The sequence below is a fragment of the Actinomadura darangshiensis genome (assembly GCF_004349235.1).
In the GTDB taxonomy this organism is placed as follows: Bacteria; Actinomycetota; Actinomycetes; order Streptosporangiales; family Streptosporangiaceae; genus Spirillospora; species Spirillospora darangshiensis.
The window spans coordinates 1-14,265 of record NZ_SMKY01000230.1 but is presented as its reverse complement, the minus strand read 5'-3'; the positions used below and the strand labels follow the sequence as shown (position 1 = coordinate 14,265).

The window sequence follows — 14,265 nt, the reverse complement described above, 5'->3', positions numbered from 1 at the left end:
CGGTAGGTGTCCGGCGGTGAGGCGGGCGGGGAGTCGGGGGAGAGGGCGCCCTCGGGGTGCAGGTGCCAGCGCTCCTCCCGCATGCCGGGGACGGGCCAGTCGGGGAACTCGCGCCACTCGTCCGCGCCCGTGATGAAGAGCCGGACGGCCTGCTCGCGCAGCTCGGACGGGTCGTCCAGGAGGTGGGCGCGGAACCAGGTGATGGAGTCGGCGACCGAGTCGCGCATCATGTGCTGGTCGGCGTGGAACCAGGGGCCGATCGTCAGGTAGGGGCGCTGCCCGGCGGCGCGGAGCGCGGCGTAGTCCTTCATCTGCCAGGGCAGGAAGATGTCGTACCAGCCGCCCGTCATGTTCACCGGCGCCGTGACCTGCGAGACGGTGGGGCTGAAGTCGCGCTTGTCCCAGAACGGGGTGTCGGGGCCGTTGACGAGGAGGTCCTGGAAGAAGCTCTGCTGCCTGCCCGTGGCGAGCCGGTCGAGCTCGGCGATGGGCAGGCCGGAGAGGGTGGCGCGGCGGGCGCGGCGGGGCGACATGATGCCCGTCGTGATGCCGGAGAGGGAGTTCTTCATCCGCGCGGTGAGGTCCACCCAGATGAGGGCCGATTCGAGGGCGAAGGTGCCGCCGACGTTGACGGCGTCCCGGAACGTGGAGGCGGTGACCTGCATCGACAGGGCCTTCAGCTCGGGCCCGGCCTCGGCGGCGACCGCCCACTGGACGTAGCCGAGGTAGGACGGGCCGTGCATGGCGAACGTGCCGCCGAACCACGGTTGCGCTTTGAGCCACTCGATGGTGGCGAGGCCGTCCTCGCGCTCGTCGAGCGCCTCGAAGACGCCGCCGGAGCCGAAGCCGCCGCGGACGCTCTGCACCACCGCCTGGAACCCGTGCGACGCGAACGCCTGCCCGCACATCAGCCCGAACGGCCCGCGCCGCCCGTAGGGGGAGCGGACGAGGACCGTCGGCGCCCGCTCGACGCCGGCGGGGGCGTACCGGTCGGCCAGCAGCGTCACGCCGTCGGCGGCGGGCACCTCGAGGTCCCGTTCGACCGTCACCCGGTGGGGGCCGTTCCGCAGTCCAAGCGCCGTGACCCCGAGCCGGCGCATCATTCCCACGCCTACCACCCGATTGATCGTAACCGGCCGGTAGCCCTGCCCAGCGGCCACATGTCCGTGATGTGCCTCGCACCACTCCAAGGTTTCACTACGATCGGGGACGCGTAATACGGCAAATCGGGCGGCATTTCGGGCCCGCGGAGGGGGAGTTTCTCGCGTCATGGGCGATCTTGACGACCTGAGCCCGCAGCGGATCATCGCCGCGGCCGTCGTGATGGTGGTCGCGATCGCGATCGCGGTGGCCCTGCGGCTGCTGACCGGCCGGCTGTTCCGGCGGGCCGGTGACACCCGCTGGACCTGGGACGACATGGCCGCCCGGCTGATCCGGGACCTGGCGATGCCGCTCGCGGTGCTGCTCGGCCTGTGGAGCGCGGCGAAGGTGCTGGAGCTGCCGCGCGGCACGCTGGACGTGACCGCCCGGGTGCTGACGGCCGTGACGATCCTCGTGGTCTCGCTGGCGCTGGCCCGGCTGATCGCGTCGTCGGTGAGCTCGCTCGCGATGGCCCGGCAGGGCACCGCCGCCAATGTGACGATCTTCGCGAACATCACCCGGGTGCTGGTGGTCGGCATCGGGATCCTGGTCATGCTGCAGAGCCTCGGCGTGTCGATCTCGCCGCTGCTCGGCGCCCTGGGGGTCGGCGGTATCGCGGTCGCGCTGGCCTTGCAGGACACCCTGGCCAACCTGTTCGCGGGCGTGCACGTCCTCGCGTCCAAGACGATCGAGCCGGGCGACTACATCAGGCTCTCCACCGGTCAGGAGGGGTACGTCGTCGACATCAACTGGCGCAACACCTCCATCCGGACGCTGGGCGACAACATCGAGGTCATCCCGAACCAGCGGTTCTCCGACACGATCCTCACCAACTACCACCGTCCCGCGCAGGACATGTCGGTCCTGGTGTACGCGAAGGTGGCCTACGAGGTCGACCTCGACGAGGTGGAGGAGCTGCTCATCAAGGTCGGCCATGACGTCATGAACGACGTGACCGGCGGCATCGCCGACGCCAACGTCCTGGTGCGCTTCGACGATTTCGACGACTCCACGGTCGGCTTCCACGTCATCCTGCGGACCAGCGAGTTCGGCGACCAGTTCGCGATCAAGCACGAGTTCCTGAAGCGGCTGCACCGCGTCCTCCGCGAGGAGGGCATCGCGCCGCCGTACTGGCAGCACCGCGTCGTCGTGGACGAGGCGGGTGGCAAGGACCGCCTCGCCCTGTGATCGAACCCGCTGTGGCCGAACCCGCTGTGGCCGAACCCGCCGCGATCAGCGGATGAACCGCACGTCCGGGTACCGGCGCGACGGCCGGTCCAGGACGGGGCGGTGCCGTCCGCGCAGCGCCTGGTCGAAGAACGCGGTCACGTAGGCCCGCACCGACGCCGTCATCCGGTCCGGATCGACCGTCCCGATGAGGTCGGCGCGGTCCTGCGCCGGGATGTCGAGCTTCTCGTCCAGCGCGGGCAGGACGGCCTGGACGTCGGTGTAGGAGTAGTGGCTCGCCGCGGGCACGTTCAGGTCGCGCTTCCAGCCGGTCGAGTGCCGCCAGAACGACGCCCACGAGGGACTGGTCCGGTGCGTCTGCGGGGAACCCCCGGTCGCGGCCCCCATCAGCATGAACGGGCGGTCGAGCCCGGTGCGGGCGACCTGCACGAGGTCGTTCTCCGCGTACTGCAGGGTGCCGTCCATGTCGATGCCGGCGTCCAGCCGCCGGTCGGTGCGCATGGCCTCGGCCGCCTCGATGCCGCCGGCGGAGTGCCCCGCCATGCCCACCCGGGACAGGTCGAGCGTCCGCCCGAGGCCGCGCGGGAGGGCGCGTCCCTCCGCGTCGGGGTTGCGGCCGCCGCGCAGGCCGGCGAGCCGGTCGAGGACGAGACGGGTGTCGCGCACGCGCGCCGCCAGGGCGGTCTTCAGCCGCTCGGGGCCCTGGCCGGGGAGGCGCTGGGCTTCGACGCGCCCGCCGGGGAACTCCACGGGCGCCGTCTCGTAAGTGTGGTCCACGGTCACCACCACGTATCCGCGGGTGACCAGCTCTTCGGCGAGCGTCGTGCCGAGGGCGCGGGGGACGCCGAAGCCGGGGGAGTACAGGACGACGGGCCGCGCGCCGTGCCGCACGTCGGCGGGGGCGGACTCGGCGGCGTGGGTGCGGGCGGACGCCCAGTCGACCGTCCCGGCCTTGAACACACCGAGCGCGTCGGCCGCGGAGAGGACCTTCGCGACGCCTGGACGCAGGTAGGGCGCCGCCGGGCCCGACGGGCGGGCCGCCGGGTAGAACACGCTGACCATCAGCTCGCGGGTCCGGCCGGGGACCCAGGGATCGGGGCGCCCGGGATCCACCAGGTGCAGCTCGGTCGTCCCGATGGCCTGGTGCCGCCCGGTCGGGCGGGGCAGTTCGAACGCGGCCGGCGCGGCGGCGGCCGCCCGCACGCCGTGGACGGTCGTTCCGCATGCGCCGAGCGCCAGGGCCAGGGGAAGGACGAGCGGAAGCCGGAGGATGGGTGATCGCATGCCGGTACTCTCGCGGCCCGGGACCGTCCTCGATCATGGTCCATCGGCTGCGGCGCCCCCTGCCTTTCGTCAGGGGCGGACGATCGGCATCAGCACCTCGTCGACGACCGAGGCGACGTAGTCGTCGGTCATCGGCCCGCCCTCGACGAGGTTCCGGTAGATGATCACCGCCGGGCCCACGTTCGCGATCTGCCGGGTGGCCGCCTCGGGACGGATCTCGCCGCGCGCGGCGGCCTCGCCGAGCGCCTGGTAGAGCAGTTCGCGGACGGGCTGGGACAGCCGGTCGTGGACGACCTCGTGCACGATGCCCTTGCCGTCGTCGCTCTCCTCCTTCAGCACCTTGAACGCGGCGCCGCGGCAGGCGGACAGGGTGTCCCGGGTGGTCTTGAGGATCGCCAGCATGTCCTCGCGGATCTCGCCGGTGCCGGGCGCGGTCGGCGTCTCCGGCAGGACGTGCTTGAGCGCGTCGGTGATGAGCTCGTCCTTGGAGTTCCAGCGCCGGTAGAGGGCGGCCTTCCCGGTGCGGGCGGTCGCCGCGACGCCCTCCATGGTCAGCCTGCGGTAGCCGACCGTCTCCAGCTGGGTCAGCACGGCGTCGAAGATCGCCGCTTCGAGGGCGCCGCCGCGGCGGCGGGTGGTCGTGGTCATGACACTGGCCCTGCCCGGAACGCCCAAATAGTGAACGTTAGCGTTCCCTTTCGCGTGGATCGGTGATACGTTCCCCACATAGTGTACTTCGCCGTTCCTTAAGTCTCGGAAGGTTCGCATTGACCGCATCCAACGAGCGGACGGCCGGCCTCCGGAAGTTCGCCGCTCCCGGAGCGCCCGCCGCGCCGCCACTCCATCATCGCGCAGGAATCGTCCTCGCCGTCATCGTCGGCTGCCAGCTCATGATCGGCCTGGACACCTCCGTCGTCACGATCGCGCTCCCGGACATCAGGACGGGCCTCGGGCTCTCGACCGGGGGTCTCGCCTGGATCCAGAACTCCTACATGCTCGCATTCGGCGGCCTGCTGCTCCTCGGCGGGCGCGCCGGGGACGTGTTCGGCCGCCGCCGCACCTTCGCCGCCGGCATCGCGCTGTTCACCGCCGCGTCGCTGCTCGGCGGGCTCGCGGAGGCGGGCTGGTGGTTGCTCGCCGCCCGCACCCTGCAGGGCGTCGCCGCCGCGGTCGCCGCGCCGAGCGCCATGGCGCTGATCGCCGTGAACTTCCAGGGGCAGGCCCGCGTCCGCGCGCTCAGCGTCTTCTCCGCGGTGACCGGCGCGGGCGCCGCCATCGGCATGATCGTCGGCGGTGCGCTGACCGAGGCCGGGTCGTGGCGCTGGGTCTTCTTCGTCAACATCCCGGTGGGCGTCGTCCTGCTGCTGGTCGCGCCGCGCGTCCTCACCGAGACCGAGCGCCGCCCGGGCCGGTTCGACGTCGGCGGCGCCGTCGCGTCCACCCTCGGCATGAGCGCCCTGGTCTACGCGCTGATCCGGGTCGGCGAGGACGGCTGGGGCGACACCCGGGCGCTCGCCGCGTTCGCCGCCGCGGCCGTGCTGCTCGCGGTGTTCGTGGCCGTCCAGCTGCGCGTCCGGCAGCCGATCATGCCGCTGTGGCTGCTCACCGGACGGGACCGCGCCGCCTCCTACCTGGCGCAGCTGCTGATGGTCGCGGCCAACTTCGGGGCGTTCTTCTTCCTCACCCAGTACCTGCAGGAGATCCTCGGCTACGGGCCGCTGCGGGCGGGCGCGGCGTTCCTGCCGCTGGTCGCGCTGCAGTTCGCGACCGTCCGGCTCGTCCCGGCGCTGATGCCGCGCCTCGGCGCCCGCGTGCTGGTCGTGGCCGGGACGACGCTCACCACGGCCGGCCTGCTGTGGCTGACGCAGCTCTCCGCGGGGGACGGTTACGCCGCGGGGCTGCTCGGCCCCTTCCTGCTCATGGGCGCGGGCGCCGGGGCGTCGATCATGCCGCTGAACGCGACGATCCTGGCCAGCGTCGAGCCGGAGCACTCCGGCGCCGCGTCCGGCATCGCCCAGACGATGCTGTGGACGGGCGGGTCCATCGGCTCGGCCGTCATGGTCACCGTGTACGGGTCGGCGGTGTCCGGCGAGGACAGCGTCCGGGGAATGGACGCCGCGTTCGCGACCGGAGCGGTGTTCGCCGCCGGCGCGTTCCTGGTGGCGCTGCTGGTCCTGCGGGTCCGGCGCTGACCGGACGTCAGGGGTGCGGGGGAGCCGCCCCGTCGAACCACGCGAGGAACTCGGCGTCGCCGGCCAGCCGCGCGGTGTCGGCGGCGGACGGCGACCCCGCCCGCGGGTCGGCCCCCGCGTCCAGCAGGGCACGCACCACGTCCGCCTTCTTCTTGGACACCGCGCCCGCGAGGGGGCGCTCGCCGCGGTCGTTCGCCCGTTCCGGGTCGGCGCCGCGCACCGCGAGGGCCCGGACGGTCTCGGGGTGCCCGTGGCTGGCGGCCAGCATCAGCAGCGTGTCGCCCCGGTCGTCGGACAGGTTCACCGGCGCCCCGGCGTCGAGGTGGGCGAGGAGCTCCGCGGTGTCGCCGGCGCGTGCCAGCTCGAACAGCCGGTCCGGGAGGACCCCGCTCCCCGGGCCGGCGCCGTCCCCGGACGGGATGCCGGCCGTGAGCAGCCCGCCGAGGCTGTCCGCCCCGTAGCTCAGGTTCTTCTCCAGCGCGACCAGCGCACCGTCCTCGGGGAACGAGCAGAACCGGACGTCGTCGGCCAGCGCCCGCATGATCATCAGGCCGCGCCCCTGCTCCGCGGCCGGCTCTGGGCGCGGGACGCGGGCCGGGTCGAAGCCGCCGCCCGAGTCGATCACCTTGATCACGCAGCGCCGGTCCTGGATCATCGCCCGCAGCGTGTAGTGCGCGCCGTGCTCGGCGTGCTTGATCACGTTGGTGCACGCCTCGGTCAGCATCAGCTCGATGTCGCCGCGGATGTGGTCCTCCACGCCGAGCGCGGCGAGCGCCGCGTCCAGGAGCCTCCGCGTCGCGGGCACGCTCGCGACGTCCCGGGGGAGCAGGAGGTCCATGGTGATTTCCACATCTTCTCCGTCCGTCCCCCTAAAACGTGCCCTTTCGGTCACGCTCAAACCTGCGGGCGGTCAGTGCGGGCCGGTGGGCCGGGGCGCGTAGTCGTCCACGTACTCCTGGCCCGACAGCCCCTGGATCGCCTCCATGATCTCGTCGGTGACCTGCCGGGCCGCCTTGCCGCGCGGGACGCCGGCGTCCCGTCCGGCGAAGTCCAGCGGCGCGCCGATGCGCAGCCCGATACGGCCCGGTTTGGGGACGGCCTGGCCGCGCGGCTGCACCTTGTCGGTGCCCTCGATCGCGATCGGGACGACGGGCGCGCCGGTCCGCATCGCCAGCCGCGCCACGCCCGTCCGGCCCCGGTAGAGCCGGCCGTCCGGCGACCGGGTGCCCTCGGGGTGGATCGCGAACACGCCGCCGCGCTCCAGCACCGCCGCCGAGGTGTCGAGCGCGTCCAGCGCCGCCCGCCCGCCGGACCGGTCGACCGCGATCGCGCCGACGCCGCGGAAGAACGTCGCGGTGGCGCGGCCCTTCAGGCCCGCCCCGGTGAAGTACTCGTGCTTGCCGAGGAAGTGGACCCGCCGCGGCACGATCAGCGGCAGCACGAACGAGTCGAGGAACCCCAGGTGGTTGGCCGCGAGGATCACCGGCCCGATCCGCGGGACGTACCGCAGGCCGCTCACCCGGGGAAGGAAGGCGACGCGCATCGCGGGTCCCATGACGACGTATTTCATCAGCGGGTAGACAAGGCGTTCGGGGTCCATGTCCGAGCAGGCTATGGCGCGGGCCGTGCCCGCCGCCGCTCGCGCCCGATACAAGTTCGGACCCCCGGAACTTGTAGGAATCCGCAATTGCCGCCGGCTCAGCTCGCGATGGCCGCGTTCCGCGCGCGGATCGCCTTGCGGACCGCCGGTGCCGCCGGCCCCGTCCGGGCCGTCAGCTCCTCGATCCGCCGCTTGTGCCGCCGCCGGTCCGCTCCGGGCAGGACGGCGTTCAGCTCGCCCGCCGCGGCCAGCGCCACCGCCGCCGCGTCGTAGCTGTTCACGTGCGCCGCCGGACGCCCCCGCAGCGCCGACGACGCCCCGCCCCACAGTGCCTTCACCACCCGCGGGTCCTTCACGGTGACCTCCTGGCGCCGGAACAGGCCCAGCACCCGCCGCGGGCGCACCCGGATCCAGCCGCCGCGCACCAGCTCGTCCCGGACGGTTCCGACCGTGGCCCTGGCGTCCTTGCGCACCCAGTGCTGCCACGACCGGGGCCGTGACTCCGCGATCTGCGCCAGTACCCCGTACGGGTCGTGGCCCGGCGTGCCCGGGACGGGTTTGCGCCGTTCCTCGCCGAGCCGCCCGTCCAGGTACAGCTCGGCGAGGGCCGCGGCGCGCAGCACGTAGCCGAGCGGCGCCCCGCCCTTGGTCATCTTCTGCTTCCGCAGGTCGTAGGCCAGCAGGAACATGCGCGCCGGCAGTGAATCCGGAACATCGACCATGGCTAGTCCTCGCCCCCGCCCTCCGGCGGGTTCTCCTCGTCCCCGGGCTCTTGCTCCCGGGCCTTCCGTGGCCGCCCCGGCCTCCGCATCCGTCCCGCCGACCCGGGCATCCGGCCCGCGTCGGCGAGGGCCTGCCGCAGCAGGAACTCGATCTGCGCGTTGGTGCTGCGCAGTTCGTCCCCCGCCCAGCGGGCCAGCGCGTCGTGCACGGCCGGGTCGAGCCGCAACAGGATCTTCTTGCGTTCCGTCACCGTTATGCGCGGTCACTGGTAGAGCGTGCCGGTGTTCACGACCGGCTGGGCGTCCCGGTCGGCGCACAGCACGACCAGCAGGTTGCTGACCATCGCCGCCTTGCGTTCCTCGTCCAGGTCGACGACGTTCTCCTCGTCCAGCCGGTCCAGCGCGAGGTGCACCATGCCGACCGCCCCCTCGACGATCCGCTGCCGCGCGGCCACCACGGCGCCCGCCTGCTGCCGGCGCAGCATCGCCTGCGCGATCTCCGGCGCGTACGCCAGCCGGGTGATGCGAGACTCGATGATGTCCACCCCGGCGGACGCGACCCGCTGCGCCAGCTCCTCCGACAGCTGCGCGGTGATCTCGTCGGCGTTGTCGCGCAGGGACGTCCGGTCGGCGGCGTCGTAGGGGAAGGTGCCGGCGATGTGCCGGACGGCCGCCTCCGTCTGGAACGCCACGAACTCGATGAAGTCGTCGACCTCGAACATGGCGCGCGCGGTGTCCGCGACCTGCCACACCACAACGGCGGAGATCTCGATCGGGTTCCCGTCCAGGTCGTTGACCTTGGCGAGCCCCGTCTCGTGGTTGCGGATCCGGGTCGACACCCGCTCGCGCTCCGTCAGCGGGTTCACCCAGCGCAGGCCGTCGGTGCGGACGGTGCCCTTGTACCGGCCGAGCAGCTGCAGGACCCGGGCCTCGTTCGGCGCCACCGGCGTCAGCCCCGCCGCGACGACCAGCCCGGCCAGCCCGAGCACGATCCCCACCGCGATGCCCGTCCCGACGGCGGCGCCCCCGCCGGCCGCCACTCCCGCGAGCACCGCGACGACCCCCAGCAGGATCAGCAGGAGGGCGATGCCCAGCATCGCCCAGCCGCCCCGGTCCGCCGCCCGCCGCTCCGTGATCTTCGGTCGCGGCATCTCCACCTGCGTCGTCGCGTCCACCATGCCGTCCTCCTTCTCGTGCGTTATCACCAGCATAGCAAAGTGATATCACTTTTGCGTAGGCGCCTCGATCCCGCCCCGGCGCGGGCGGGATCGAGGGAGCACTCAGGAGACGGTGACCGGCTGGGCCTCCTCGTCCTCCTCGGGGATGACCTTGGGGACGTTGCGCAGCGTCACGAGCGCGAAGACCGCGACGAGGGCGGCGAACCCGGCGCTGCACAGCAGCGCGGCGTGCATCCCGTCCACGAAGGCGCTCCGGGCTGCGGCCGCGACCTGGGCCGCGAGGGCGGCGGGCAGGTCCGCGGCGCTCTGGAGGGCGCCGGCGATGGAGTCGCGGGCGGCGCCGGCGGCGGGCGCCGGGAGACCGGCCGGCAGGTCCAGGACGTTCCGGTACACCGCGTTCAGCACGCTGCCGAGGACCGCCATGCCGAGCGCGCCGCCCAGCTCCGTCGCGGTCTCGGAGATCGCGGACGCGGCGCCGGAGCGGTCCTTCGGCACGGACGCGAGGACGGTGTCGGAGGTGACGGTCATCGCCATCCCCATGCCGATGCCGCCCGCCAGCATCGCCGGGAGCATCATCCAGTACGAGGTGTGCAGGCCGATCGTCAGGTACATGGTGAACCCGCCCGCCGACACCAGCATCCCGGCCGCGACGACGCGGGCCCGGCCGAGCAGGCCGATCAGCGGCGGGGCGAGCACGGCGCCGCCGACCATGGCGCCCGCGGCGCCGGGCAGCCCGGCCAGCCCCGCCTTCAGCGGCGACCAGCCGAGCGCCAGCTGGAAGAACAGCGAGAAGATCAGCGACTGGGCGACCAGGGCGAACATGGCGAACATGTTGGTGACGACCGACCCGCTGAACGCGGCGCGGCGGAACAGCCGGATGTCGATCAGCGGCTCGGCCGTCCGGCTCTGCCGGGCGAGGAACGCGGTGAGCGCCAGCACGCCGGCGGCCAGCGACACGTAGATCCGGACCTCGTCCGGTCCGTGCGCGGCGGCCTCCTTGATCGCGTACACGACACCGAGGACGCCCGCCACCGACAGCGGCACGCTGGGCAGGTCGAGCCGTCCCGGCACCGGGTTGCGCGCCTCGGGCAGCACGGCCGCGCCGGCGACGCACGCCACCGCCATGATCGGCACGTTGATCATGAAGACGGAGCCCCACCAGAAGTGGTCGAGCAGCGCGCCGCCGATGACCGGCCCGAGCCCGACCGCGAGCCCGCCGACGCCGGCGAACGCGCCGACCGCCATCGTCCGCTCCTTCGGGTCGGTGAACGCCCGGCGGATCAGCGACAGGCAGGACGGCATCAGCGTCGCCCCGGCCACACCCAGCAGCGCGCGGGCCGCGATCAGCAGCTCGGCGCTCGGCGCGTACGCGGTCACCGCCGACGCGGCGGCGAACACCGCCGTGCCGATCAGCATCAGCCGCTTGTGCCCGATCCGGTCCCCGATGCCGCCCATGGTGATCAGCAGGCCGGCGAGCGCGAAGCCGTAGGCGTCGGCGATCCACAGGATCTGCGTGGACGAGGGGTGCAGGTCGGCGCTCAGGTGGGGGATGGCCTGGTTCAACGCCGTCAGGTCGATGTTCGGGACGATCGCGACCAGCAGGCATATCGCGAAGGTGCTCCATTTGCGGGCTGAGGTGTTCATGCCCGCAACGTTCGCGGAGCGCGCTGACAGCGCCCGCACCGTCCGCTGACCGTCCCGCCGGACGCCCGTCAGCGCTCGGTGAGCAGGGCGTGCGCCCGGTCACGGGGGAGGGCGGCCCCGTGCGCGAAGGTCGTCTCGTACGCCTCGTCGCCGAGCAGGGCGCGGGCGGCGGACGAGACGCGCCCGCCGTCGGGATCGCCGGTGACGGGGGTGCCGCGCAGCGCGTCGCCCGCGCCGAGCAGCAGCGCCGCGCGCGCACCGTCCCCGTCCGCTGCGGCCAGGTCGGCGAGGCCGGTGGCCACGTCCGCCTGGTACCGGAAGATCGGATGGTCGAACGACATGTCCAGCGCCTCGGCGAACAGCTCGCGGGCCCGGCCGCCGTCGCCCTCGGCGGCCGCCAGCCGGCCCAGCCCGACCAGCGTCGAGCCCCGCACGGCGGCGGCGATGAACCGCTCGGACGTGTAGCCGGTCAGCGCCGTCTCATACATCCGGCGCGCCTCGGCGGTGTCGCCGTGCAGCCGTGCGACCTCGCCGAGCCCCAGGTACCCGCCGGCGATCTTGTCGGGGGTGCCGGCCCGGCGGGCCAGCTCGATGCCGCGCTCGTAGTCGGTCCGCGCCGCCCCAAGGTCGCCGGCGTGGATGAGCACGAGGGCCCGCTGGTAGAGCAGGTCGGCGGTGTCCTCCAGGGCGTCGAGCTGCCCGACCAGCTCCAGGGCCTCGTCCAGCAGCGCGAGGGCCCGCTCCCGGTCGCCGCGCCAGTCGGCCACCTGCGCGAGCGGGTCGAGCGAGTTCGCCGTGCCCCAGCGGTCCCCGCAGGCCCGGAACCCCTCCGCCGCCTCGCCGCAGGCCCGCTCCACCTCGGCCATGTCGCCGCCGAACTGCGCGAGGAACCCGTCGCTCATCCTGACCAGCGCGCGCGTCCACGGGTCGTCGCCGACCTGCTTGCCGAAGCTCTCGTAGTCGGTGCGCTCGGGCCCGGCGGTGAGCGCCCACAGGACGATCACGACCGGGAACCGGACCGGGCGGTCGATGCGGCGCAGCAGGTCCGCGGCGTGGTCGAGCCACAGCACCGCGCGCTCGCCCGTGACCCCGCCCGACACCGCGTTCGTGACGCACAGGACGTACTCCTCGTCCAGCTCGCCGGGCGGGTCGAAGCCGACCACGTCCAGCAGCTCCGACGCCAGCGCCGCGCCCTCCACGCGCCCGCGCAGCCACCAGTACCACGACAGCGACGCGATCAGCCGCAGCGCCAGCGCGCCGTCCCGGCGGACGGACCGCCGCAGCGCCGCGTGCAGATTCCCGTGGTCGGCGGCGAGCAGCCCGAGCCATTCCAGCTGCTCGGCGCCGCGCAGATGGGGTTCCGCCTCCGCGGCCAGCCCGGCGAAGTACTCCGCGTGCGCCCGCTCGAACCGCTCGGCCTCACCGGCCTCGCCGAGCCGCTCCGCACAGAAGGCCCGCACGGTGTCGAGCATCCGGTACCGCGACCCGTCGCTCTGCAGCAGCGACTTGTCGGCCAGCTCGACCAGCAGGTCGTCGGCGTCGCCGAGATCGCAGACGCCCATCGCCGCGTCCAGGGTGAGCCCGCCGGAGAACACCGTCAGCCGCCGCGCGAGGGTCTGCTCCGCATCGTCCAGCAGGTCCCAGCTCCACTCGACCACCGCGCGCAGCGTCCGGTGGCGCGGCGCCGCCGTCCGGTTCCCGCGCGACAGCAGCCGGAACCGGTCGTCCAGCCGGGTCGCGACCTCCGCGACCGGCAGCGACCGCAGCCGCGCCGCCGCCAGCTCGATCGCCAGCGGCATCCCGTCCAGCGCCCGGCAGATCCGCCGGACGTCCGCGGCGTTCCCCTCGTCCACCGCGAATCCGGGGCGGACCGCCTCGGCCCGGTCCAGGAACAGCCGCACCGCCGGATACCGCCCGAGCTCCGCCGCCGGCGTCCCCTCCGGCGGCAGCTCCAGCGGCGGCAGCGGCCGCAGCGCCTCACCCGTGATCGCGAGCGCCTCCCGGCTCGTCGCCAGCACCCGCAGCTCCGGGCACGCGCGCAGCAGCCGGTGCGTGAGGTCGGCGATGGCCGCCACGACATGCTCGCAGTTGTCGAGGACGAGCAGGACCCGCCGCCCGTCCAGCGCCGTGACCAGCCGCTCGTCCCCGTCCGGCGGCTGCTCCCCGGGCGTCGGCCGCATCCCGCCGCCGCGCAGCCCGAGCGCCCCGAGCAGCACCTTCGGCACCTCGGCCGCGACGGCGGGCGCCAGATCGACGAAGCAGACCTCGCCGTCCTCCCGCTCCGCCGCCTCGATCGCCAGCCGCGTCTTCCCGGCCCCGCCCGGCCCGAGCAGCGTGACCAGCCGCCCGCTCGCCAGCATCCTCCCGACGCGCCGCAGCTCCTCGGCGCGCCCGACGAAGCTGGTGAGCTGCGCGGGCAGGTTCGCCCGCACGGCCTCGGGCTCCTTCTTCAGGTCGCCGCGCAGAATCGCCAGATGGACGTCCGCCAGCTCCTTCGACGGGTCGGCGCCCAGCTCGTCGGCCAGGACGCGCCGTCCGTCCGCGAACACCGCGAGCGCCTCCGCCTGCCGCCCGCTCCCGTGCAAGGCCCGCATCAGCAGCGCCCGCGCCCGCTCGCGCAGCGGCTGCGCGTCCACCAGCTCCCGCAGCGCCGCGACCACGGCGCCGGGGTCGTCCTTCAGCTTCGCCTCGCCGTACTCCTCCACGACCGAGGCCCGCTCCTCCTCCAGCCGCGCGGCCTGCGGCCCGGCGAACGGCGCGCTCACGTCCGCCAGCGCAGGCCCCCGCCAGAGACCGAGCGCCTCCTCCAGCACCCCGGCCTGCCCACGCGCCTCCCGGACGAGCCGCTGAAACCGGTGCACATCGACATCGTCGGGCTCCACCGCGAGGCGGTACCCGGTCGCCAGCCCCTCGACGAGCCCCGGGTCCTTCAGCCCCCGCCGCAGCCGCGACACGTGCGACTGCAGCGCGTTCGCCGCCCCGCTCGGCGGCTCTTCCCCGTAGAGGCCGTCGATGAGCCGCTCACTCGTGACGAACCGTCCGGCGTCCAGCAGCAGCATCGCCAGCAATGCCCGCACCATGGGCCCGCCCACCGGCACGACCACCCCGTCGACGTGGGCCTCGACGGGCCCCAAGATGCCGAACCGCATGCTCGGATTCTCCCACCGCTACCGTGGTCCTTCCGACCTCTGGAGGATCGCCATGACCGAGATCCAGACCGTCACCGACTTCCTCTCCGCCCTCGAAGACCTGGACGTCGACCGCGCCCTGACCCACGCCGCGCCCGGCATGGTGTACCAGAACGTCCCCCTCCCGCC

The 14,265-nt window shown here is 73.7% G+C and carries 12 protein-coding genes; 2 read left to right on the top strand and 10 right to left on the bottom strand.

Annotated elements, in window-relative coordinates:
- On the bottom strand, positions 1 to 1,118 hold a 1,118-nt coding region (locus E1293_RS34525), incomplete at its 3' end, for a CocE/NonD family hydrolase (RefSeq protein WP_243716965.1).
- Positions 1,119 to 1,269: 151 nt separating this feature from the next.
- Here E1293_RS34525 and E1293_RS34520 point away from each other — a divergent pair.
- On the top strand, positions 1,270 to 2,328 hold the full coding sequence (locus tag E1293_RS34520; RefSeq protein ID WP_132202163.1) for a mechanosensitive ion channel family protein: 1,059 nt from the start codon (positions 1,270 to 1,272) through the stop codon (positions 2,326 to 2,328).
- A 45-nt stretch (positions 2,329 to 2,373) separates the two neighbouring features.
- Here the strand turns inward: E1293_RS34520 and E1293_RS34515 are convergent, their stop codons facing one another.
- Both E1293_RS34515 and E1293_RS34510 read right to left on the bottom strand, forming a co-directional pair.
- Positions 2,374 to 3,612 carry an alpha/beta hydrolase family protein gene (locus tag E1293_RS34515; protein ID WP_165978524.1) on the bottom strand — a complete coding sequence of 413 codons (1,239 nt, stop codon included), beginning with the start codon at positions 3,610 to 3,612 and terminating at the stop codon, positions 2,374 to 2,376.
- A gap of 69 nt (positions 3,613 to 3,681) precedes the next feature.
- Positions 3,682 to 4,260 carry a TetR/AcrR family transcriptional regulator gene (locus E1293_RS34510; RefSeq protein ID WP_165978523.1) on the bottom strand — a complete coding sequence of 193 codons (579 nt, stop codon included), beginning with the start codon at positions 4,258 to 4,260 and terminating at the stop codon, positions 3,682 to 3,684.
- Between the two features lie 119 nt (positions 4,261 to 4,379).
- Here E1293_RS34510 and E1293_RS34505 point away from each other — a divergent pair, with 119 nt between their 5' ends.
- Positions 4,380 to 5,804, top strand: coding sequence for an MFS transporter (locus E1293_RS34505; RefSeq protein ID WP_243716964.1), 1,425 nt, complete (start codon positions 4,380 to 4,382; stop codon positions 5,802 to 5,804).
- A gap of 7 nt (positions 5,805 to 5,811) precedes the next feature.
- On the opposite strand, the gene E1293_RS49765 is transcribed toward E1293_RS34505, so the two are convergent.
- The 7 genes from E1293_RS49765 to E1293_RS50315 all read right to left on the bottom strand — a co-directional run bounded on the left by E1293_RS49765 (position 5,812) and on the right by E1293_RS50315 (position 14,097).
- Complete coding sequence (locus E1293_RS49765) at positions 5,812 to 6,654, bottom strand: ATP-binding protein (RefSeq protein WP_243716961.1); 843 nt, start codon at positions 6,652 to 6,654, stop codon at positions 5,812 to 5,814.
- Positions 6,655 to 6,714: 60 nt separating this feature from the next.
- Positions 6,715 to 7,404 (bottom strand): lysophospholipid acyltransferase family protein, encoded by a 690-nt coding sequence (locus tag E1293_RS34495; RefSeq protein WP_132202159.1) that lies wholly within the window; start codon positions 7,402 to 7,404, stop codon positions 6,715 to 6,717.
- 98 nt (positions 7,405 to 7,502) lie between these two features.
- Positions 7,503 to 8,126 (bottom strand): GOLPH3/VPS74 family protein, encoded by a 624-nt coding sequence (locus E1293_RS34490; protein ID WP_132202157.1) that lies wholly within the window; start codon positions 8,124 to 8,126, stop codon positions 7,503 to 7,505.
- Between the two features lie 2 nt (positions 8,127 to 8,128).
- Complete coding sequence (locus E1293_RS34485) at positions 8,129 to 8,377, bottom strand: type II toxin-antitoxin system antitoxin (protein ID WP_132202155.1); 249 nt, start codon at positions 8,375 to 8,377, stop codon at positions 8,129 to 8,131.
- A 12-nt stretch (positions 8,378 to 8,389) separates the two neighbouring features.
- Positions 8,390 to 9,304: an SPFH domain-containing protein gene (locus tag E1293_RS34480; protein WP_132202165.1), complete on the bottom strand. Its 915-nt coding sequence runs from the start codon at positions 9,302 to 9,304 to the stop codon at positions 8,390 to 8,392.
- A gap of 102 nt (positions 9,305 to 9,406) precedes the next feature.
- Positions 9,407 to 10,948: an MFS transporter gene (locus E1293_RS34475; RefSeq protein WP_132202153.1), complete on the bottom strand. Its 1,542-nt coding sequence runs from the start codon at positions 10,946 to 10,948 to the stop codon at positions 9,407 to 9,409.
- 68 nt (positions 10,949 to 11,016) lie between these two features.
- The gene (locus E1293_RS50315; RefSeq protein ID WP_132202151.1) at positions 11,017 to 14,097 is read right to left on the bottom strand and encodes an AfsR/SARP family transcriptional regulator; all 3,081 of its coding nucleotides are present in this window, start codon (positions 14,095 to 14,097) and stop codon (positions 11,017 to 11,019) included.
- Positions 14,098 to 14,265: the final 168 nt, after the last annotated feature.

Bases quoted from the DNA above. Each gene is read 5' to 3' on its own strand.
- E1293_RS34520 (WP_132202163.1), top strand. From the start codon at position 1,270: ATGGGCGATCTTGACGACCTGAGCCCGCAGCGGATCATCGCCGCGGCC.
- E1293_RS34515 (WP_165978524.1), bottom strand. From the start codon at position 3,612: ATGCGATCACCCATCCTCCGGCTTCCGCTCGTCCTTCCCCTGGCCCTG.
- E1293_RS34510 (WP_165978523.1), bottom strand. From the start codon at position 4,260: ATGACCACGACCACCCGCCGCCGCGGCGGCGCCCTCGAAGCGGCGATC.
- E1293_RS34495 (WP_132202159.1), bottom strand. From the start codon at position 7,404: ATGGACCCCGAACGCCTTGTCTACCCGCTGATGAAATACGTCGTCATG.
- E1293_RS34490 (WP_132202157.1), bottom strand. From the start codon at position 8,126: ATGGTCGATGTTCCGGATTCACTGCCGGCGCGCATGTTCCTGCTGGCC.
- E1293_RS34480 (WP_132202165.1), bottom strand. From the start codon at position 9,304: ATGGTGGACGCGACGACGCAGGTGGAGATGCCGCGACCGAAGATCACG.
- E1293_RS34475 (WP_132202153.1), bottom strand. From the start codon at position 10,948: ATGAACACCTCAGCCCGCAAATGGAGCACCTTCGCGATATGCCTGCTG.
- E1293_RS50315 (WP_132202151.1), bottom strand. From the start codon at position 14,097: ATGCGGTTCGGCATCTTGGGGCCCGTCGAGGCCCACGTCGACGGGGTG.